Origin of the sequence: Taklimakanibacter albus, from assembly GCF_016595235.1 — a bacterium.
Classification (GTDB): domain Bacteria; phylum Pseudomonadota; class Alphaproteobacteria; order Rhizobiales; family Aestuariivirgaceae; genus Taklimakanibacter; species Taklimakanibacter albus.
Genome location: NZ_JAENHL010000006.1, coordinates 1,098,165 through 1,116,544, shown reverse-complemented (window position 1 = coordinate 1,116,544; position 18,380 = coordinate 1,098,165). Strand labels below are relative to the sequence as shown.

At 63.7% G+C, this 18,380-nt stretch carries 19 protein-coding genes, 1 tRNA gene and 1 riboswitch; of the genes, 7 read left to right on the top strand and 13 right to left on the bottom strand.

Annotated features, from left to right (window positions below; translation table 11 throughout):
* Positions 1-4: 4 nt before the first annotated feature.
* Positions 5-943: an ABC transporter substrate-binding protein gene (locus JHL16_RS10110; RefSeq protein ID WP_200184701.1), complete on the bottom strand. Its 939-nt coding sequence runs from the start codon at positions 941-943 to the stop codon at positions 5-7.
* Positions 930-1,655: a (2Fe-2S) ferredoxin domain-containing protein gene (locus JHL16_RS10105; RefSeq protein WP_200184700.1), complete on the bottom strand. Its 726-nt coding sequence runs from the start codon at positions 1,653-1,655 to the stop codon at positions 930-932. Before JHL16_RS10105 ends, JHL16_RS10110 begins: the two co-directional genes overlap by 14 nt.
* A 56-nt stretch (positions 1,656-1,711) precedes the next feature.
* Positions 1,712-1,920: riboswitch (cobalamin riboswitch) on the bottom strand.
* A gap of 84 nt (positions 1,921-2,004) precedes the next feature.
* On the opposite strand from JHL16_RS10105, the gene JHL16_RS10100 reads away from it, so the two are divergent.
* Positions 2,005-3,387, top strand: a complete 1,383-nt coding sequence (locus tag JHL16_RS10100; RefSeq protein ID WP_200184699.1) for a cation diffusion facilitator family transporter — start codon at positions 2,005-2,007, stop codon at positions 3,385-3,387.
* Between the two features lie 13 nt (positions 3,388-3,400).
* Positions 3,401-3,985, top strand: coding sequence for a HutD/Ves family protein (locus JHL16_RS10095; protein WP_200184698.1), 585 nt, complete (start codon positions 3,401-3,403; stop codon positions 3,983-3,985).
* On the opposite strand, the gene JHL16_RS10090 is transcribed toward JHL16_RS10095, so the two are convergent.
* On the bottom strand, positions 3,960-4,418 hold the full coding sequence (locus JHL16_RS10090; RefSeq protein ID WP_200184697.1) for a GNAT family N-acetyltransferase: 459 nt from the start codon (positions 4,416-4,418) through the stop codon (positions 3,960-3,962). The two genes, JHL16_RS10095 and JHL16_RS10090, sit on opposite strands and share 26 nt — an antisense overlap.
* 80 nt (positions 4,419-4,498) lie before the next feature.
* Between JHL16_RS10090 and JHL16_RS10085 the strand changes: the two genes are divergently transcribed.
* Together JHL16_RS10085 and JHL16_RS10080 are read left to right on the top strand one after the other, a co-directional pair.
* Positions 4,499-5,398: a DMT family transporter gene (locus JHL16_RS10085; protein ID WP_200184696.1), complete on the top strand. Its 900-nt coding sequence runs from the start codon at positions 4,499-4,501 to the stop codon at positions 5,396-5,398.
* A 62-nt stretch (positions 5,399-5,460) separates the two neighbouring features.
* Positions 5,461-6,459: a 2Fe-2S iron-sulfur cluster-binding protein gene (locus JHL16_RS10080; protein WP_200184695.1), complete on the top strand. Its 999-nt coding sequence runs from the start codon at positions 5,461-5,463 to the stop codon at positions 6,457-6,459.
* A 63-nt stretch (positions 6,460-6,522) separates the two neighbouring features.
* On the opposite strand, the gene JHL16_RS10075 is transcribed toward JHL16_RS10080, so the two are convergent.
* The gene (locus JHL16_RS10075) at positions 6,523-6,777 is read right to left on the bottom strand and encodes a heavy-metal-associated domain-containing protein (RefSeq protein WP_137854845.1); all 255 of its coding nucleotides are present in this window, start codon (positions 6,775-6,777) and stop codon (positions 6,523-6,525) included.
* 117 nt (positions 6,778-6,894) lie between these two features.
* Positions 6,895-7,290: a cupin domain-containing protein gene (locus JHL16_RS10070; protein WP_200184694.1), complete on the bottom strand. Its 396-nt coding sequence runs from the start codon at positions 7,288-7,290 to the stop codon at positions 6,895-6,897.
* Between the two features lie 113 nt (positions 7,291-7,403).
* On the opposite strand from JHL16_RS10070, the gene JHL16_RS10065 reads away from it, so the two are divergent.
* On the top strand, positions 7,404-7,670 hold the full coding sequence (locus JHL16_RS10065) for a hypothetical protein (protein ID WP_200184693.1): 267 nt from the start codon (positions 7,404-7,406) through the stop codon (positions 7,668-7,670).
* Positions 7,671-7,742: 72 nt separating this feature from the next.
* On the opposite strand, the gene JHL16_RS10060 is transcribed toward JHL16_RS10065, so the two are convergent.
* Positions 7,743-7,827 (bottom strand) — tRNA-Leu (locus JHL16_RS10060).
* A 100-nt stretch (positions 7,828-7,927) separates the two neighbouring features.
* Here JHL16_RS10060 and lipB point away from each other — a divergent pair.
* Entirely contained in the window at positions 7,928-8,605 is a 678-nt protein-coding gene (gene lipB / locus JHL16_RS10055) for a lipoyl(octanoyl) transferase LipB (RefSeq protein WP_200184692.1), read from the top strand.
* Positions 8,606-8,809: 204 nt separating this feature from the next.
* Here lipB and JHL16_RS10050 read toward each other — a convergent pair whose 3' ends face one another.
* Positions 8,810-9,088, bottom strand: a complete 279-nt coding sequence (locus JHL16_RS10050) for an acylphosphatase (RefSeq protein ID WP_200184691.1) — start codon at positions 9,086-9,088, stop codon at positions 8,810-8,812.
* The gene (locus JHL16_RS10045) at positions 9,085-11,085 is read right to left on the bottom strand and encodes an acetyl-CoA carboxylase biotin carboxylase subunit (RefSeq protein WP_200184690.1); all 2,001 of its coding nucleotides are present in this window, start codon (positions 11,083-11,085) and stop codon (positions 9,085-9,087) included. The genes JHL16_RS10050 and JHL16_RS10045 overlap by 4 nt, the downstream gene beginning before the upstream one ends.
* Positions 11,086-11,215: 130 nt before the next feature.
* On the opposite strand from JHL16_RS10045, the gene trmFO reads away from it, so the two are divergent.
* The gene (trmFO, locus tag JHL16_RS10040; protein WP_200184689.1) at positions 11,216-12,625 is read left to right on the top strand and encodes a methylenetetrahydrofolate--tRNA-(uracil(54)-C(5))-methyltransferase (FADH(2)-oxidizing) TrmFO; all 1,410 of its coding nucleotides are present in this window, start codon (positions 11,216-11,218) and stop codon (positions 12,623-12,625) included.
* Here the strand turns inward: trmFO and JHL16_RS10035 are convergent.
* Genes JHL16_RS10035 through secF form a run of 5 tightly spaced genes read right to left on the bottom strand, consistent with a single transcriptional unit; the run spans position 12,609 to position 18,368 of the window.
* On the bottom strand, positions 12,609-14,327 hold the full coding sequence (locus JHL16_RS10035) for a DUF4153 domain-containing protein (protein WP_200184688.1): 1,719 nt from the start codon (positions 14,325-14,327) through the stop codon (positions 12,609-12,611). The two genes, trmFO and JHL16_RS10035, sit on opposite strands and share 17 nt — an antisense overlap.
* Entirely contained in the window at positions 14,324-16,072 is a 1,749-nt protein-coding gene (locus tag JHL16_RS10030) for a DUF4153 domain-containing protein (RefSeq protein WP_200184687.1), read from the bottom strand. The genes JHL16_RS10035 and JHL16_RS10030 overlap by 4 nt, the downstream gene beginning before the upstream one ends.
* A 49-nt stretch (positions 16,073-16,121) precedes the next feature.
* Positions 16,122-16,961, bottom strand: a complete 840-nt coding sequence (locus JHL16_RS10025) for a phytoene/squalene synthase family protein (protein WP_200184686.1) — start codon at positions 16,959-16,961, stop codon at positions 16,122-16,124.
* Positions 16,958-17,344 carry an Mth938-like domain-containing protein gene (locus tag JHL16_RS10020; protein ID WP_200184685.1) on the bottom strand — a complete coding sequence of 129 codons (387 nt, stop codon included), beginning with the start codon at positions 17,342-17,344 and terminating at the stop codon, positions 16,958-16,960. Before JHL16_RS10020 ends, JHL16_RS10025 begins: the two co-directional genes overlap by 4 nt.
* Positions 17,345-17,372: 28 nt before the next feature.
* Complete coding sequence (gene secF, locus JHL16_RS10015; RefSeq protein ID WP_200184684.1) at positions 17,373-18,368, bottom strand: protein translocase subunit SecF; 996 nt, start codon at positions 18,366-18,368, stop codon at positions 17,373-17,375.
* Between the last annotated feature and the right edge of the window lie 12 nt (positions 18,369-18,380).

Here is an 18,380-nt window from a genome sequence, read left to right as displayed (position 1 = left end):
CACCCTATTTCAGCGCCGCAAGATCGGCGCCGAGCTTTTCCACGCCTTCGACGAAACGCACGCCCAGCAAGGTCTGCGAGAACGGGAGCACGATGAAACGTTCGGCCTTGACCGCGTCCAGCTGCGAGAGCACCGGATCGTTCTTGAGATGCTTGATCTTCTCTGCAGCTGTCGACCATTCCGCCTCGATCAGCACGATCACCTGCGGATTGGCGGTGACGACTTTCTCCCAGGCGAGATCGGCCCAGCGGCCCTTCACGTCGGCGCCAATATTCTTCAGCCCCACGGCATCGAGCAGCAGCGCCGGCGTGCCGCAGCAGCCCGCCGAAAACGCCGTCTCGGTGCCGGAGTCGAACAGGAAGGCGGTACGGCCGGCGCCGGGATTTTTGCCGGCGACCGCGGCGAGCCTGGCCTTGATGTCGTCGGCCAGCGCCTTGGCCTTGTCCTCGGCGCCGAACAACGCGCCGATGCGCTCGATATCGATATAGAGCGGAGCCGTCGTGATCTTCACATCGTCGGGATGCAGGTTGCGGCATTCGGCATTGACCACATAAGTGCCGATGCCGAGCGCGTTCCATTCGGCTTCCGCTCCGAGCCGCTTCTCGCCGAAAGCCGAGGCGAAGCCGGCGAAGAGGAAATCAGGGCTTTCGGCCATCACCACTTCGCGGGCCGGATATTGCTTGGCGATCACCGGCACCGTCTTGTAGGTGGCGAGCCAGCGCTCGGGGATCGAGTCATCGAGATAGGCGGTGCCGATCAGATGGCGCTCAAGGCCGAGCGCCAGCATGATCTCCGTCGCCTGCTGGTTGAGGGTGATGACGCGGCTCGGCGCCGCCTTGAACTTCGATGTCGCGGCGCAGCTTTCGATGGCACGTTCCTGCGCCAGAGCTGAGGGAGCGGCGAGCGCCAGGAGGCCCGCAACGAACAGGCTAAACAATCTCATGATGTCTTACCTCGTGGATGATGAGTTCGGGAACGGAAGTGCCGCGAGCGAGCGCGGCAGCGAAACGGGTGACGTCTTGCGTTGTCGCGAGCCGGTACCAGTGGCCGGCCGGATAGACGGCGACCAGGGGGCCTTGATTGCAGGGATAGAGACAGCCGGTCAGCGCGATGAGGCAGTCGTCATAGATGCGTTCCCGCCGCAACGCGTCGACAAGCGCGTCCTTGACCGAGCCCGCCTCGCGGAAGCTGCAGCGCGGTCCGGTGCAGACCAGCAGGTGATGCCGGAAGGGCGGCGGGTCCTGCCAGCCGGGATTGTCGAGCCCGGCCTCCTCGGGCGTGATGCGGCGCGCTTTACCGGCATTGGCGAGTGTCGCCTTGGCGACGGCGGCCATGACCTCGTCGGCGCCGACCTGGTCGGGCGCCAGCGTCAGCTCGATTGTCGGGTTCTTCGTCAGCCAATGCCCGAAGGCGCCGTCGAGCCAGGCGCCGAGACTGTCGGAAAACGGCAGTCCGACGGGCTGTATGAGAATAGCGCGGGCACCATTGCGCACCAATTCATCGAGCGCCGACATCGGCCCCGCCTCGGCGCCTTCCATACGCGCGACGCGCGCCGGCAAGGTGGTCGCCTGGATCAGCCCGGCCTTGAGCGCGCGCAGACGCTTGGCGCTCACATAGGCCTGGCTCACCAGATAAAGGATGGCGTCAGGCGACATTGCCCGACAATGTGTGGAGTAACATGCCCTGCCCCTGCCGGCGCACCTCGTCCGGCGATTGGTTGATTGCTACGGCAGGTCTCCTGACTCACGGCTCTGGCGCGCTTCGCTCCTTCCCAGCCTTTTCGGGCCAGTGGTGATCGCAAAGCGCTTGCCGCTTACAGTTGCGAGGGCAGCCACGGTCTTGGCCCCTGATGGGTAGTCCGCACCGTGTTCCCTTTTAATCCGCCATGGTTGGGCGGAACCGTGTGGCGTTACTACGGAACGGCGCCGGCCGGGTCAAGACTTGTTGCGCGAGCAGTGAATAAACCGGGTTCACCTTTCGCCGCCCCGGGATTAGGAAGCTGATATGGCCCAGTCCGAAAAACAATCCGTCGCGCTCATCTCCATGGCAGCGAGCGCCGGTCTCGCCATCGCCAAGCTGGTGGCGGGGCTGCTCACCGGATCGCTCGGCATCCTGTCGGAGGCGGTGCACAGCTTCACCGATTTCTGCGCGACGGTGATCACCTTCTTCGCCGTGCGGGTCAGCGACAAGCCGCCCGACGAGCTGCATCATTACGGCCATGCCAAAGTCGAGAGCATCGCGGCCCTGGCCGAGACCGCTCTGCTTCTCGGCACCACGGCCTGGATCGCCTATGAAGCGATCCACCGTCTCATCTCCGGCAACACTGAGATCCTGCTCACCTGGTGGGCGGCGGCGATCATCGTCGTCTCGATCATCGTCGACTTCTTCCGCGCCCGCGCCCTGAACCGCGTCGCCAAGGCGACGTCGAGCGAAGCGCTCGCCGCCGATGCGCTCAACTTCACCTCCGACATGTGGAGCTCGATGGCGGTGCTCGTCGGCCTGGGCGCCGTCTGGTTCGGCTTCCCGGCCGCCGACTCGATTGCCGCCCTCCTCGTCGCCGGCGTCATGGCGGTGATCGCGCTGCGCCTCGGCAAGCGCACCCTCGACACGCTGCTCGATGCGGCACCCGGCACCGCCACGAGTGAGATCCGCAAGATCGTTGAGGCGACGCCGGGCGTCCTGGCGCTCGAGCGCCTGCGTGTCCGCCCGGCCGGCGCCACCCTCTTCACCGGCGTCGTCGTCACGGTGCCCCGCACCATGCCGGTCGACGACATGATCGCGCTCCGCGAGCAGCTCAGCCAGAATATCCGCGCCAGCTATCCCAATGCCGATGTGACCGTCACCACCGATCCCGTGGCGCTCGACGATGAATCGATCTCGGTGCGGATACGGCTCATCGCCCACCGGATGAACCTCGCCATTCATCATCTGACCATCCAGCGCGTCGGCATCCGCACCGCGGTCAGCTTCGATCTCGAAGTCGACGGCCGCATGTCGCTGCTCGACGCGCATGAGAAAGCGACGGCGCTCGAAGTCGCGATCCGCGGCGAGCTCGGCCAGGATGTCGAGGTCGAAAGCCATATCGAACCACTGCCCGAGAAGGTCCTGCCCGGCGAGGACCTGCCGCCTGAGACCCAGAAAGAGATCGAGGAGCTGCTGCGCCGTCTCGCGGTGACAGAGACGCGGGTCAGCGACATCCACAATGTCCGGGTGAGGCGCAACAGCGAAGGCGTCTTCGTGCATTATCACTGCCGCTTCGTCCCCGAAGAGGCGGTGGAGACGGTGCATGAGGTCATCGACCGCATCGAGCTGGCGCTGCAGCATGTCAGACCTGAGATCCGGCGCGTGATCGCCCATGCCGAACCCATCGGCTACGCCTTGCATTGATGGAAGGAACATCATGAAGATCCTGCGCCGCGACGACTACAAGGTTATGCCCTGGAAGAATGGCGGCGGCATCACGACCGAGATCGCGGTCGACCCGCCCGAGGGCGGCTTCGGCGGCTCAGGGTTTACCTGGCGCGTCAGCATCGCCGATGTGGCCTCCGATGGCCCGTTCTCGAAATTCGCCGGCTATGATCGCCATATCATGCTGCTCGAAGGCAAGGGCATGCGGCTCGAGACTGAAGAGAGCGGCCCGCTCGATCTGGCGGTGCCCTATCGCCCCGTCGCCTTCTCCGGCGACTGGACGGTCTCCGGCCATCTCACCGACGGCCCGGTGCGCGATTTCAACCTGATGGTCGCCCGTGCCCGCGGCAAGGGATCGCTCAACTGCCAGAAGCTTTCGGCGCCGCTGCCGCTGATGGCGATCGGCGCCACCCATCTCATCCACTGCATCGACGGCGAATTTTCCGTCGGCGGACATTTGCTGGGGCCTGGCGAGACCGTGATCCTGACCGGGAATGAGAGTGTGGTTCTCTCGCCCTTGTCCGACGACACGCTCATCGCGCATTGCACGATCACCACGGCCATGGCTTCCGCATGAAACGCAGGTATGGCGTGCGGATGGCGTTGCGCTCATAGAAGCGCTGCAGCTTCGCGTCCGTCTCGTCGACCATCCAATAGACCTGCGCGGCGCCACGCTCATCGGCCTCGGCATAGAGCGCCTTCAGCAAAACCTCGCCCGCTCCCTGTCCGCGCGCAGTCTCGTTCACGAACAGGTCCTGAAGGAAGGCGACATCCGATCCGGTCCAGGCGAAGGGCGCGAAGCTCACCGTGGCGAAGCCCAAGGCCTCGCCGTCGCTGCTCCGGGCGAGCAGGATGATGAGTCGGCTGTCGGGATCGAGCGCCAGCCGCCAGCTGCGCTCGCTGACCTCGGCGGGAACGGTCCCCTTCATATGTCGCTGCCAGTCGCCCCACAGCCTGATCCAGTCGGCCTCGTCCTCCAGCCTGGCCCGCGTGACGCGAATGGTGTCCATGTTCCTGCCCGGTTTGCGTTGCCCCTCTATCCCATGGCACAGTTTCAAAAGATCCGGACAGGGGCAAGCGCCATCAGAGCATGAAGACCGAGACACTTGCCAAGCTGGCCTGCGCTTATTCGGGCCTCGTCTGGGGCCTGTTCTGGATTCCCGTCCGCAGCCTGGGCGAGGCCGGCATCGACGGCCTGTGGGCGACCTTCTTCTTCTACGCCGTACCCTTCGTGCTCGGCCTGCCCTTGCTCCTGTTGCGTTGGCGCATGGCGGTCGACGGCGGCTGGCGGCTGCAGCTTTTGGGCTTCGTCGCGGCGCTCAGCCTCGTCCTCTATTCGGTCTCCATCCTCTATACGGATGTCGTCCGTGCCACGCTGCTGTTCTATCTGACGCCGCTGTGGAGCACCCTCCTCGCCCGTTTCTTTCTCGGCGAGCCGATCACCGCCTTGCGTTGGCTCGCCATGGCGATCGCCATTCTCGGCATGCTCGTCATCTTCCGCGCCGATACCGGCATTCCCTTGCCGGAGCAGCCCGGCGACTGGATCGCGCTCATCTCCGGTTTCCTCTGGTCGGTCGCCTCGATCCTGTTGCGCCTCGATCGGAAGAATCATGCCTTGGATCTTCTGGTGCAGAATTTTGTCTGGTCGGCCCTCGTCGCGGCCGGGCTGCTGCTCGTCCTCGGGCCGGGCCTCGCCGGCTCGCCGCCGCTTGCCACCTATCTGGCGCAACTGCCCTGGCTGGTGCCGACCGTCATCATCGTGGTGATGACCGGCGTCTACGCCTCGATGTGGGGCACGCCCAAGCTCAATCCCGGCCTGGTCGGGCTGCTGTTCATGACCGAGATCAGCGTCGGCGCCACGACGGCCGCCATCTGGTCCGGAGATCCCTTCGGCTGGCGCGAGGTGGTCGGCATCATATTGATCTCGAGCGCCGGCATGCTCGAAAGCCTGTGGGATATCTGGCGCGACCGGCGCTCGCAGGCGGCATGATCGCCTGTTGACCTTCCAAGCGCGGCAACCTTTAGAGAGCGCTCTCCAATAAGGAGAAGCATATGCCGCAATTGACGCTCCCTCAGATCGAACGGCGCCTGACCATGGCCGAAGGACAGACGATCCTGGAGGCGGCGCTGGCGGCCGGAATCCCCTATCCCCATAGCTGCACAGCCGGCCGCTGCGCCGCCTGCAAGTCGAAGCTCCATGCGGGCCAGGTGACGCTGAAACCGCATACACGTTTCGCGCTCACCGATGACGAGAAGGCGCAAGGCCTCATCCTCGCCTGCCGCGCCATTCCTGAAAGCGACGTGAGCGCCAGCTGGCTCAGCGAGGCGCCCCTCGATGCCGCAAGCCCGCCGCAAGGGGCCGAGGTCATGGCGATCGCGCAGATGACCCACGACATCCGCCGCCTCACGCTCAAGCTCGATGACCGGGCACGCTTCCGCTTCACCGCGGGTCAATATCTCAAGCTCACCGTCGATGGCGCCCCGGCGCGCCCCTATTCGATGGCGAGCCGGCCCGATGAGGAGCTGATCGAGCTTCATGTCCGCGCCGTGCCGGGCGGCCGCACCAGCTCGCTCATCATGTCGACGCTCAAGGCCGGCGACCGCGTCAGCGTCGAAGGCGCCTTCGGCTCGGCGTTCTTCCGCGACGCGCATGAGGGACCGATGATCGCGGTGGCGGGCGGCAGCGGCCTGGCGCCGATCAAATCCATCGTCGAAACCGCACTCGCGGCCGGGAGAGATGCTCCGATCACGGTCTATTTCGGCGCCAGGGCCGAACGCGACCTTTATCTGGTCGAGCATTTTCGCGGGCTGGCGGCGCGGCACGGGCAAGTTGCCTATCACGCGGCCCTCTCGCAGGAGGCCGTGGCGAATTGCCGAAGCGGCCTCGTTTCCGAGGCGATCGCCGCCGATCAGTTATCGCTTGCAGGCGCGAAAGCCTATGTCGCCGGACCGCCGGCCATGGTCGATGCCGTGCAGACCGTACTCGCCGCGCAAGGCGTCGCACCGGGCGACATCCATGCCGACAGCTTCTTCACGCCCGAAAACATGTAGTTGAAAATGAAAAGAGGCCGAAGCGTCGCCGCCTCGGCCTCTCAAGTTCAACGAGCCGTTGTCTCAGGAGACGACGGTCGAGGCATAGCCCGCTTCGGCGATGATGCCGCCAACGGCCTTGGCGTCTTTCGCGCCGTCAACATAAACGATGCGGCTCGCCGTGTCGGCATGCACGGAAACGCCCGGGAAGGTCTTGGTGAGGGCGGAAGTGATCACGCCGGCGCAGTGGCCGCAGGTCATTTCCTGGACATGGAAGGCGAGGTCGGCCTTATGGCTGGCCGCCTTCGGGGCATCGGCGTGACGATGTGCTTCGCACATGGAATCTCTCCTTATCGATCTTGCGGCTGGTCCGCTTCGCCCTTTCTGCAAGCTTCCAGCTTGGCAAGGTCAAGCCCCTTTTGGACCAATATGCCGTGCAGTGGGCGCCATGTTTCTTCAGCGCCCGTCGTCACCCGGCATCCACCGCCTCACCGGTTCTTCCTTGCCCTCCGCCTGCGCCTCGAAGACCGGTGATGCCAGAACCGCGTGAATATGCAGCGTGCCGGTGCCGCTGTTGCGGAAGCTATGCCTGCGCAGCGCCGGGACGATGAGCGACTGTCCGGCCGTCACAATGGCGCTCTGATCATCGAGCCACATTTCTGCCTCGCCTGAAAGGACGGTCAGCACCTCCTCGACCGGATGCGCATGGACCGGCGTACCGGCGCCGGGCGCCACCCACTGCTCGAAGATGCAAAGCTCCGTGGCCCCAGTCAGCGCCGAGATGAGCATGCGGGTTTCGACACCGGGGCGCCATTCCTCGCGCGGGTGATCGGCATGGTCGATGCGCAACATGGCGCTGGCTCCTTGCGACAGCCCCCCGTCCGCCAGCATGCCGCATTTACCGGCGCGCGCAAATTGCCCCTCATTGACTCTGCGTCATGGCGAGAGCTACGCCTTGCTCACTCATGCTCTGCCGCGCCCTCGCCGCGTTTGTCTTTCTCTGCCTGGCCGGTGTCGCCTGGGCTCAGGACAGTTCGCCGTCGCAGGACGAGAGCCAGGATGCCTCCTGCGATCCCAACTATGCCGGTAAATGCGTGCCGATCGCCTCGGACGTCGATTGCGCCGGCGGCGGCGGCAACGGGCCGGCCTATGTGAGCGGACCCGTAAGAGTGGTTGGCGAGGACATCTACAAGCTCGATCGCGACGGTGACGGGATCGCCTGCGACAAATAGAAAAGCGCCCCTGGGGGCGCTCTCAAATCCCTTGAGTACTGAAATACAATCGATTGAAATTATTATCTAAATTGGTGCGGCCAAGAGGACTCGAACCTCCACGATGTTACTCGCTAGCACCTCAAGCTAGTGCGTCTACCAATTCCGCCATGGCCGCGAACCATTGGAAGCGCGCGGTGTGTAACAGGCGGGTTTGGCGAAATCAACCCCCGCGAACAATCCTTTTCGCTGCCCCTCACAAAGACTATCTAGAAGCCATGAAGCCCCGTGCCAGTATCGCTTTTTCATTGAAATCAGTGCCTTCCGCCCGCTGGGAGGTCACTTCCGGCCTCACCCCTTACGCCGACGCCCTTACCCGCATGGAGCGCGAGACGCTGGCCATCGCCCGGGGCGATTCTCCCGAGCTGATCTGGCTCCTCGAGCACCCGCCCCTTTATACCGCCGGCACCAGCGCCAAGGACGAGGACCTGGTCGCCCCCGGCCGCTTTCCCGTCCACAAGACCGGGCGTGGCGGCCAATATACCTATCACGGTCCCGGCCAGCGGGTCGCTTATGTGATGCTGGATCTGCGCAAGCGCGGCCAGGATGTGCGCGCCTTCGTGGCCGGGCTCGAGGCCTGGCTCATCGACACCCTCGCCGCCTTCAATGTGACGGGCGAGCGGCGCGAGGACCGGGTCGGCGTCTGGGTCAGGCGGCCCGACAAAGGCCCCGATATCGAGGAGAAGATCGCCGCCATCGGCATCCGCGTGCGCCAGAGCGTGACCTTTCACGGCATCAGCCTCAATGTCGAGCCGGATCTCTCGCACTTCTCCGGCATCGTGCCTTGCGGCGTCGCCGAGCACGGCGTGACGAGTCTGGTCGATCTGGGACTGCCGGTGACCATGGAAGATGCGGATGTCGCGCTCGAAGCCGCCTACCGTCCGATCTTCGGGTAGCGGCGCTTGCAATCCCGCGCAAAGCCGTGCGAGTCCACTGTCAAAAAACCAAGCGATCCATCCGGGAAATATCGCTCGAAATTCCCTGCTCCAGGCCCGCGCGGATTGCTAACTTACTGAGATTGTTCAGATGCGCCCGCGTTTTTCCGAAATTTCCCTGTTATTCCCTGCAAATCCCTGTATCCGGCCTGTATCAGCGAGGGCCTATGCGGTCGGGCGCACCGAGAAATCGGGCCAGTGCTCATCCGGGACGGCAGTCGCGACGACCTCCGACACCACAGCACTCCTCGGTCCCCGCCAGCAGTCTCCGAGCATCTGGACCACCTTGTCCTCGTCGCCCTTGAACACCGCTTCGACCGACCCGTCGCGGCGGTTGCGCACCCAGCCCTGGAGACCGAGCTCCTGCGCCCTTCTCAGGGTCCAGGCGCGGTAGCCGACGCCCTGCACGCGCCCCGTTATGGCGGCATGCAGGATCTTGCTCATGCGAATTCCATGATGACGGCATCGACCGCCAGGCTGTCGCCTTTCTTGACATGGACCTTCTTGACGACGGCATCGCGCTCGGCGCGCAGGATGTTCTCCATCTTCATCGCCTCGACGATGGCGAGCGGCTCGCCCGCCTTGATCTCCTGGCCGTCCACGACCGCGATCGAGACGACGAGACCCGGCATCGGACAGAGCAGCTTCTTCGAGGTGTCGGCCGCCTTCTTCTCCGGCATCAGGCGCGCAAGCTCAGCCTCGCGGCCGGAGAACACATGGGCATCGACGCTTACGCCCCGATGCGACAGGCGGTAGCCGTTGAGGATCTTGCGCAGCAGCACCGAAACCGGCTTGCCGTCGATCTCGCCGCGCCACACTTCCTGCCCCGGCGCCCAGGCGCTCTTGACGAAACACGGCTTGCCGTTGTCGAGGGTGAGCACACGCTCGTCCTCGCTCACGATCGAAACCGGCAGCCAGTCATTGGCGCCGAGCCGCACTACGCGATCCTGATCGTATTTCACCTTGCGGCCGTTCATCTGGCCGCCGATGAGGCGCTTGCGCCGGTTCTCGACATGGTCGGCCATCACCGCCACGGCGGAGAGGCGCGCTTTCAGCTCCTGCGTCAGCTCGTTGCCGGTGAAGCCGCCCTGAAACTCCTCGGCGATGAAGCCGGTCGAGAGCTCGCCTGATTTCCAGCGCTCGTTCTCCATGATCGCGGAGAGGAACGGGATATTGTGCTGGATGCCGTCAACATAGAATTCATCGAGCGCGGTGCCCATGGCGGCAATCGCCGTGGCACGGTCGGCCGCGTGCGTGCAGAGCTTGGCGATCATCGGATCGTAATAGATCGAGATCTCGCCGCCCTCGAAGACGCCGGTGTCGTTGCGCACCGTGATGCCGTCCGCGGAACTCTCCTTGGGCGGACGATATTTGATGAGGCGTCCGGTCGAGGGCAGGAAATTGCGATAGGGATCTTCCGCGTAGACACGGCTTTCGACCGCCCAGCCTTTCAGCTTCACGTCCTTCTGCGCCAGCGCCAGCTTCTCACCGGCGGCGACCCGGATCATCTGCTCGACGAGGTCGATACCGGTGATGAGCTCGGTCACCGGATGCTCGACCTGCAAACGCGTATTCATCTCGAGGAAAAAGAAGGAGCGGTCCTGGCCGGCGACGAATTCGACGGTGCCGGCGGAATCGTAATTCACCGCCTTGGCGAGCGCCACCGCCTGCTCGCCCATCGCCTTGCGCGTCTTCTCGTCGAGCAAGGGCGACGGCGCCTCCTCGATAACCTTCTGGTTGCGGCGCTGGATCGAGCATTCGCGCTCGCCCAGATAGATGACATTGCCGTGCTTGTCGCCCAGCACCTGGATCTCGACATGGCGCGGATTGACGATGAACTTCTCGATGAAGACGCGATCGTCGCCGAAGGAGGACTTCGCCTCCGAGCGGGCGCGGGCGAAGCCGTCCAGCACTTCGGCGTCCGAATGGGCGATGCGCATGCCCTTGCCGCCACCGCCGGCCGAGGCCTTGATCATCACCGGATAGCCGATCTTCTGGGCGATCTTTACCGCTTCCGCCTCGTCCTCGATGATGCCGAGATGGCCCGGCACCGTCGACACCTTGGCGGCGGCCGCTGCCTTCTTGGATTCGATCTTGTCGCCCATCGCGTCGATCGCGCCGGGGTTTGGACCGATGAAGGTGATGCCGGCCTCGGCGAGCGCCCGCGGGAAGGCCGAGCGCTCCGACAGGAAGCCGTAACCCGGATGGACGGCCTCAGCGCCGGTCTTCTTGCAGGCCTCGATGATCTTCTCGATGACAAGATAGGATTGGGCGGCGGGTGCGGCGCCGATGGCCACCGCCTCGTCCGCCATCTCCACATGAAGAGACGCAGCGTCAGCTTCGGAATAGACAGCGACGGTCTTGATGCCCATACGGCGTGCCGTCTTGATGACCCGGCAGGCAATTTCGCCCCGGTTGGCGATCAGGATTTTCTTGAACATCGTTCCTCCCAGAAACCCGATTCGTCATAGCGGCTCCCGACGTGCACGTAAACGCCAAGCTGACCGGTGTGGCGAAACATGCTAGACTCCAAGTTGGTATTCCGCGGTCCGGCATGATAGGTCCCCGGCCATGACACTCAAACCCATTCATATCATCGGCGGCGGGCTCGCCGGCAGCGAAGCGGCGTGGCAGGCGGCGGAGGCCGGCGTGCCGGTCGTCCTCCATGAAATGCGCCCCGAGCGCATGACCGACGCCCATAAGACGCACGGCCTCGCCGAACTCGTCTGCTCCAACTCCTTCCGCTCCGACGATGCGCAAAGCAATGCCGTGGGCCTCCTCCATGAAGAGATGCGCCGCGCCGGCTCGCTGATCATGCGCATGGGCGACCATCACAAGGTGCCGGCGGGTGGCGCGCTCGCCGTCGACCGCGACGGCTTCTCGGAAGGCGTGACCGAAGCCCTGGAGGCGCATCCCCTCATTACCCTGGCGCGCGGCGAGATTCAGGGCCTGCCGCCTGAAGACTGGGATAATGTGATCGTGGCGACGGGCCCCCTCACCTCACCGGCGCTGGCTGAAGCGGTCCAGGCGCTCACCGGCGAACAGGGCCTCGCCTTCTTCGACGCCATTGCGCCGATCGTCCACCGCGATACGATCGACATGGATATCGCCTGGTATCAGTCGCGCTACGACAAGCAAGGTCCGGGCGGCACCGGCAAGGACTATATCAACTGCCCGATGACGCGTGAGCAGTATGAAGGATTCATCAGCGCGCTGATCATCGGCGACAAAGCCGACTTCAAGGAATGGGAGAAGTCGACGCCCTATTTCGACGGCTGCCTGCCGATTGAGGTGATGGCGGAGCGTGGACCTGAGACTTTGCGCCATGGCCCGATGAAGCCGCGCGGCCTCACCAATGCGCATCAGCCCGACACGAAGCCTTATGCCGTCGTTCAGCTGCGCCAGGACAACAAGCTCGGCACGCTCTACAACATGGTCGGCTTCCAGACCAAGCTCAAGCATGGCGAGCAGGTTCGCGTCTTCAAGACCATTCCCGGTCTCGAAAATGCCGACTTTGCGCGGCTCGGCGGGCTCCACCGAAACACCTTCCTCAACAGCCCCAAGGTGCTCGATGAGCGCCTGCGCCTGCGTGCCGCGCCGCGTTTGCGGTTCGCCGGCCAGATCACCGGCGTCGAGGGTTATGTGGAAAGCGCCGCGATGGGCCTGATGGCGGGACGCATGGCGGCGGCCGAGCGTTTGGGACGTGACTTCACCCCGCCGCCCGCCACCACGGGCCATGGCGCGCTCATCAATCACATCACCGGCGGCCATATCGAAACCACTGACAACAATACCGGCTCGTTCCAGCCGATGAATGTCAATTTCGGCCTCTTTCCGCCGGTCGATATTCCGAAAGGCCCGGACGGCAAGAAGCCGCGCGGCAAGGACAAGCAGGTCGCCCGCAAGCACGCTTACACGGCGCGGGCGCTACGCGACTTCGATCAGTGGCTCGGCCTCAAGCCCGCTATTGCCGCAGAATGAGCCAGAAGGTCATACGGAAGTCGCGCTGCTTCTCACCAAGGGTGCCGGAAGCCTCGCTGACGACAAGAGACATGTTTGGATCGACTTCATGGACATAGGCCTGTATCCGGTCAGGCGCGGTAGCGGCTTTGAGCTTCTCCATGAGTGGTTGAAGTAGGATATCCCACTTCCGTTGTCCCACGGTCACAAACAACGTGTGACCGTCACTTTCGGCATAGGCGCCTCCCCTCGGCATCACGCCGGGAAACATGCTTAATTTGACGGGTCCGATCAGACGGCTTTGCGTACCGACGTCCTGCGTTAAAGGCAGGTCACCATTGAACCTCACATCGTCGTGTTCGCGCACATAAAACTCGATCTTCAAGCGCGCCCGAATATCCCGAAGGAGATTTCCTTCCGTGCTGTTCGGCACAAAGGGATCATCCCTGCGGCCCGCGAAAAGCGGTCTGATCCGCGCAAGTCCGTTCAATTGGCTCAAATCCGAGAGCGCCGCGCCAATTCTGTTGTTTTTAGCGGCGTTCCATACAGGCTGTGTGTGAAGAAGCTTTCCCTCGGGCGTGAGTGCCTGCTCGGCCTTGAGCAGGCCGATGAGACGTGTCGCCTGACTTGCTGCCGATGTTTCCTTCGCACCCCAAGGGCCGAATGATCCGATTATCAGCAAAACGGCCAAGCCACCAAGCAACAGGCGTATATCGGCTTCTTCGCGCCGCACCAACCAGTAAACCGCGGCGCTTGCCAACCACACCGCGACGAGAAAAACTCCGTAGCGTTCGGGCGTCAGTCCAAGCGCGGCAACACGCTCCCATGCGGCCCAGGTGAACAGCATGAGTGGTATTATTGTGAGCCAGCCCCAGTTGCGCAGAAAGAGGCGGAGAAGCACAGAACCGTCGTTGCGCCAAGGCCATGCGAGGACCCAACTCATCGATCCCAGCAGGACGAAGAGCATTGTCAGCCACGTAATGATACCATCCGGCAATCCGTAGCCAAACAAGCCGCCGAATGCATAGGAATGCAGCACGACTGCATAGAGCAGAACGACCGGTATCAGGAGGTAGTTGAGGCATAGAAGCAGCGCGCGTTCCACCCGCCCCGGTTCGGATTGGATACCTGCTCCGTCGGCCTTGGGACCGTCCGGCAGGAATGCCAGGAACGCCAGCGGCGATACGAGAAACAGGCTGGCCACGATTGTGCGGTATTCGAGCAGGAGATCCACACTGCGAAGAAACTCCACCTCTCCGAGGGGAGCGAGAGCGAAACGGAAGATCTGCCCTACTATGATCGCGAACAGAGCTGCCTGCGTGAGATCAAGCGCGAAACGCCATGTCGCGCCTTGCGAGATGCCAGCACGCAGAGATCCGCTGATGGGTAAGAAGGCGGCCAGCCCGAGTATCAGCAACAAGGGTACGGTTGCAAAGCTCTTCGCCTGAAAGACCAGCATGGCGGCCACGAAGCCGGCGATAATCGCAAACAGGATATCGGCGAGGCCGGTGAATAGCCTGCTGCGCGCAAAATAATGCGCTGAACACGCCGCAAGCATTCCGGCCAGGCACGGGAGGATTATGTCGTTTCCCCACATTGCCCAACCGTGCCGACCGGGCGGAACTGGAAAGAGATTGGCATAGATCGTTCCCAGGATAGCGATAAGCGCTGGTACCGGGAAACGCCACAGAACCGCCCGGAGGCCGGGAAGGAAACGGCTCATTTGAGAATGAGCCAGAAACCCAGATTGACATAACCCGGCTTGTCGCCGATCTCGCCTGACGCGTTGATGATGACGAGCGTCAGGCCGGGCTCCGCTTCGTAGATGACGGGCTTCTGCTGCGCGAGTTGCGGCTGCGACGTGGTCTCGGCTTTGACCTTCTCCATCAGGGGCTTTACCGGGAGCGACCATGTCTGCGCGCCGACCATGATCTCGAGCGTCTGACCATTGGTCTTGGCCCATACCTGATCCGGCCTGTCGGCCGCATTCATGGTGACCTGGATCGGGCCGACGAGACGGCCCTGCCCGCTGATGTCGCGGATGAACGGCGCGCCGGCGCCGAAGCTCACCTGATCGGTGGCCGGCGTGTAAATGTCGAGGCCGAGGATCTTGCGGATATTGCCGAGCGCGCCCCATCTGTCCATTTGATCGGCGAAGGGATCGTCCTTGCGGCCGGCGAAATAGGGTTTGAGCTTGTCGAGGCCGCCCATGCTGCTCAAGGTCCACAGGATGGTTTCGATCTCGCGCTTGCCGTCGGGGCTGATCGTCGGCGGCTGATCGACGATCTTGTTCTCGGGCGTCAGGAGCTTCTCCGATTGGAAATAACCGACGAGGCGGCCGAACTGGCTTTCGATCGAGAGATTGTTGGCGCCCCAGGGACCCGCCGACCCGATCAGCACCAGGATGGCGAAGCTGCCGAGCAATGCCCGCATGTCGGCGCGGTTGCGCCTTATCGCCAGATAGAGCGTCACCAGAGCGAGCCATACCGCGATGAGGGCGATACCGTAGCGGTCGGGCGTCACGCCATAGGTCGAAATGCGTTCCCAGATGGCGATCACCAGCAGGATCACCGGCACGATGGTGAACCAGAACCAGTAGCGCATGAAGAGGCGCAGGAGCACGGTGCCGGTTTCGCGCCAGGGCCAGGCGATCAGCCAGGTCGCGGTGCCACCGACCGCGAAGATCGACACCATCAGGCCGATCTGGCCTTTGGGCAGCGCGCCGTCGAGCAGGATCTTCACCGCATAGGCGTGCAGGATCAGCGTATAGACGACGGCGATCGGCACCATGATGTAGTTGACGAGGACCGAGACGCCGCGCTCGATGAGCGTGTCGCGCCCGCCGCTGAGCGCCACCTCTTCATCGAGCCGCACCGGCATGAGGGAGAGGCCATAGAGCGGCGCGATCAGGCTCGCGGCGGTCGCCCAGACATGTTCATGGGCGCGCCAGGGCAGATCGACATTGAACAGGAATTCGAGGCTCGCCAGGATGGCCGAGATGCCGCCCGCGAAGATAAGCCCGACGATCACCGCCAGCACGACGGCGAGGCCTAAGCGCAGATTGAACAGCCAGAGCGCGCCCTGCTTCGCATCGCTTCTCAGGAAGCCGGCGATCATCAGAAGCGGCAGGAGCCCGGCGAACAGGAAGAGATGGGACGATCTCAGATAGACGTCCCAGAAAGCCAAGGCGCCGGCGACTATCGCCACGACGAGCGCCAGGAGCAATTCGGTGAGGCGCGACAGCCCGCGCCCTTGCGCGAAATAATGCGCCGCCCCCGCCGCCATGAAAGCCGCGGCCCCGCCCAGATAGACCTGATTGTCCGATACCGTCCCGTTGCTCACGAGCGTGGCGACGTCGAGATTGGCATAGACGCAGAGGAGGACGGAAAGGAGAGCTGGAACGGGAAAGCGCGCCAGGGACGCCGAAAGATCCGGGACCAGGCGATGCAGGCGGTCGGCGAAGCTCATGAAGACTCCGTGGCTCAGTCACAACAACTGTGAGGGCTCGATTGTGGCGTTACAATGTCTGGGATCGCGCCTTTCTATAGAGCGTCCACTGGCGTCGCCATTGGGCGATCTCGGCGATCTCGGTCAAGGCTCCCGTCCCCAGCCCTGCGAGACGGCTCAGATAAAGACCCGTGAGGCTCGCCGGCAAATAGGCCGGAAAGACTTGCGGGGTCAGCACGCCAGAGAGGGCGCGGGCCTCTTCCAGGCGCTTCGCCGCATGCGCGCGCAAATCGGCGAGCACCTTGCCGATCGCCTCGGGCTCACGCCCGGACAGGAGATGCGCCGGCGTCAGGCCGTGCTTCGCCAGAAGGTCAGTCGGCACATAACATTGCCCGCGCTTGCGCTGCAGCGGCAAGGATCGCATCAGGCCGGTGATGCCCAAAGCGACGCCGGCCAGGCCGGAGATGTCGCCGAGGCTCCGCGCCCGTTCTTTATCGAGGATCATCGCCGCCAGCTGGATCAGCATCGCGGAGGTTTCGCCGAGATAGCCTTCGAGCTGGCCGAGGCTCGGCATCGGATCGTCATAGAGATCGAACTGCCGGGCCTCGATCATATTGAGGAGCGCCTGCTTGGGCAGGCCCGCTTCGGTGATGACTGGCGCCAGCGCCTCGATGACCGGATGGCCCTGGCGCTCGCCGGCATAGGCGGCCTCGATGGCGTCGGCCCACCATCTGAGCCGGATCTCGCCAAGCGCCGCCTCGCTCACCGTCTCGCGGATGCGGGCGATCTCGATATTGAAGGCATAAAGAGCCAGCAGCTGCGGGCGCTTCGCGTCGGGCGCCAGCAACGTGGACAGATAGCGGTCCTTGTCGCCCTGGCGCACCAGCTCATGGCAATAGTCGGCGCTCATCGCACCTGATCGACGGCGATCAGCGCCGCCCAGATATCGCGGTTCTCGCCAAGCAGGATATTGTAGGTGCGGACTGCCGCCCCCGTGGTCATCAGCTGAAGGCCGATGCCGGCCTTGTCGAAGGCTTCGAGAAGCGGCCGCGATGGAGCCGGGGCAGCGATGCCGGTGCCGAGGATGAAGGTATGAGGCCGCCTGGGCGCCTCCAGTATCCGCGCGAAATCGGCCGGCGAAACATCGGCGTAGCGCGTCGCCGGCCAGGCATGCATGCCGTCGCCCAGGATCATCAGCGATCCCTGATGCGACATGCCGCCGAACCGGAAACCGCCATTCCCATAAGCCTCGATGGGCGCCCGATGGGGAAAGAAGCGGTCGTCCTCTGCCATGATGCTCAGAACGGGCCTGAGCGCCGGCTCACGGGCGCGCCGGGGCCGGCTTGCCGCTCGCTTTCGCCGCCGGCTTCGGGCTGGCCTTGGCCTTCTCCTCTTGCGCCGTACCACCGATCTGGATCGCGTCGCGATTGACGCCCAGGAGCGCCAGCAGCGAAGCGGCCGAGAAGATCGATGAATAAGTGGCGACGCAGACGCCCCAGATCATCGCGAGCGTGAAGCCCTTCAGCACCTCGCCGCCGAAAATATAGAGCGAGATCAGCGCCAGAAGCGTGGTGACGGCGGTCAGAAGGGTACGCGGCAGCACGCTGTTGACCGAGAAGTCGATCAGGTCGGCCAGCGGCATCTGCTTGTATTTACGCAGGTACTCACGGATGCGGTCGAACACGACGACGGTGTCGTTGAGAGAGTAGCCGACGATGGTGAGGAGCGCCGCGATGATCTGCAGATTGAATTCGATCCGGATCAGCACGAAGAAGCCGATCGAGAGGAGCACGTCATGGAGCAGCGACATCACCGTCGCGATGGCGAACTGCCATTCGAATCTGAACCATATGTATATGAGGATGCCGATGATGGCGATGAGGACGGCGAAGATACTCCATTCCGCCAATTCGCCCGAGACCTTCGGGCCCACGACCTCGATCGAGAGATATTCGACCCCCGTCCCCAGGATTTCCTTGACCTTGGTCTGGACGTCGCGCTGCACGTCCTCGCCGCCTTCGATGGTCGGCAACCGGATCAGCACCTCATGGCCGCCGGTCCCGTATTCCTGCAGCTCCGCCTCGCCGAAGCCCAGACTGTTCACCTTGGAGCGCAGCTCGTCGAGATTGGCGGGCTGTTCGGTGCGGATGACGAAGACGGTGCCGCCCTTGAAGTCGACACCGTAGTTGAGGCCGACGAAGACGAAAAGCAGTATCGACGCCAGACAGGCGATGCCGGAGGCGAAGTAGCCATACCGGCTCCACAGCATGAACCTGACTTTGGTGTCGTCCGGAATGAAACGAATGGGTCTGTACATGTGACTATCCGC

Excerpts from the sequence above, each read along its gene's own strand:
- JHL16_RS10110 (WP_200184701.1), bottom strand. The coding sequence starts at position 943 with ATGAGATTGTTTAGCCTGTTCGTTGCGGGCCTCCTGGCGCTCGCCGCT.
- JHL16_RS10105 (WP_200184700.1), bottom strand. The coding sequence starts at position 1,655 with ATGTCGCCTGACGCCATCCTTTATCTGGTGAGCCAGGCCTATGTGAGC.
- JHL16_RS10100 (WP_200184699.1), top strand. The coding sequence starts at position 2,005 with ATGGCCCAGTCCGAAAAACAATCCGTCGCGCTCATCTCCATGGCAGCG.
- JHL16_RS10095 (WP_200184698.1), top strand. The coding sequence starts at position 3,401 with ATGAAGATCCTGCGCCGCGACGACTACAAGGTTATGCCCTGGAAGAAT.
- JHL16_RS10090 (WP_200184697.1), bottom strand. The coding sequence starts at position 4,418 with ATGGACACCATTCGCGTCACGCGGGCCAGGCTGGAGGACGAGGCCGAC.
- JHL16_RS10085 (WP_200184696.1), top strand. The coding sequence starts at position 4,499 with ATGAAGACCGAGACACTTGCCAAGCTGGCCTGCGCTTATTCGGGCCTC.
- JHL16_RS10080 (WP_200184695.1), top strand. The coding sequence starts at position 5,461 with ATGCCGCAATTGACGCTCCCTCAGATCGAACGGCGCCTGACCATGGCC.
- JHL16_RS10075 (WP_137854845.1), bottom strand. The coding sequence starts at position 6,777 with ATGTGCGAAGCACATCGTCACGCCGATGCCCCGAAGGCGGCCAGCCAT.
- JHL16_RS10070 (WP_200184694.1), bottom strand. The coding sequence starts at position 7,290 with ATGTTGCGCATCGACCATGCCGATCACCCGCGCGAGGAATGGCGCCCC.
- JHL16_RS10065 (WP_200184693.1), top strand. The coding sequence starts at position 7,404 with ATGCTCTGCCGCGCCCTCGCCGCGTTTGTCTTTCTCTGCCTGGCCGGT.
- lipB (WP_200184692.1), top strand. The coding sequence starts at position 7,928 with ATGAAGCCCCGTGCCAGTATCGCTTTTTCATTGAAATCAGTGCCTTCC.
- JHL16_RS10050 (WP_200184691.1), bottom strand. The coding sequence starts at position 9,088 with ATGAGCAAGATCCTGCATGCCGCCATAACGGGGCGCGTGCAGGGCGTC.
- JHL16_RS10045 (WP_200184690.1), bottom strand. The coding sequence starts at position 11,085 with ATGTTCAAGAAAATCCTGATCGCCAACCGGGGCGAAATTGCCTGCCGG.
- trmFO (WP_200184689.1), top strand. The coding sequence starts at position 11,216 with ATGACACTCAAACCCATTCATATCATCGGCGGCGGGCTCGCCGGCAGC.
- JHL16_RS10035 (WP_200184688.1), bottom strand. The coding sequence starts at position 14,327 with ATGAGCCGTTTCCTTCCCGGCCTCCGGGCGGTTCTGTGGCGTTTCCCG.
- JHL16_RS10030 (WP_200184687.1), bottom strand. The coding sequence starts at position 16,072 with ATGAGCTTCGCCGACCGCCTGCATCGCCTGGTCCCGGATCTTTCGGCG.
- JHL16_RS10025 (WP_200184686.1), bottom strand. The coding sequence starts at position 16,961 with ATGAGCGCCGACTATTGCCATGAGCTGGTGCGCCAGGGCGACAAGGAC.
- JHL16_RS10020 (WP_200184685.1), bottom strand. The coding sequence starts at position 17,344 with ATGGCAGAGGACGACCGCTTCTTTCCCCATCGGGCGCCCATCGAGGCT.
- secF (WP_200184684.1), bottom strand. The coding sequence starts at position 18,368 with ATGTACAGACCCATTCGTTTCATTCCGGACGACACCAAAGTCAGGTTC.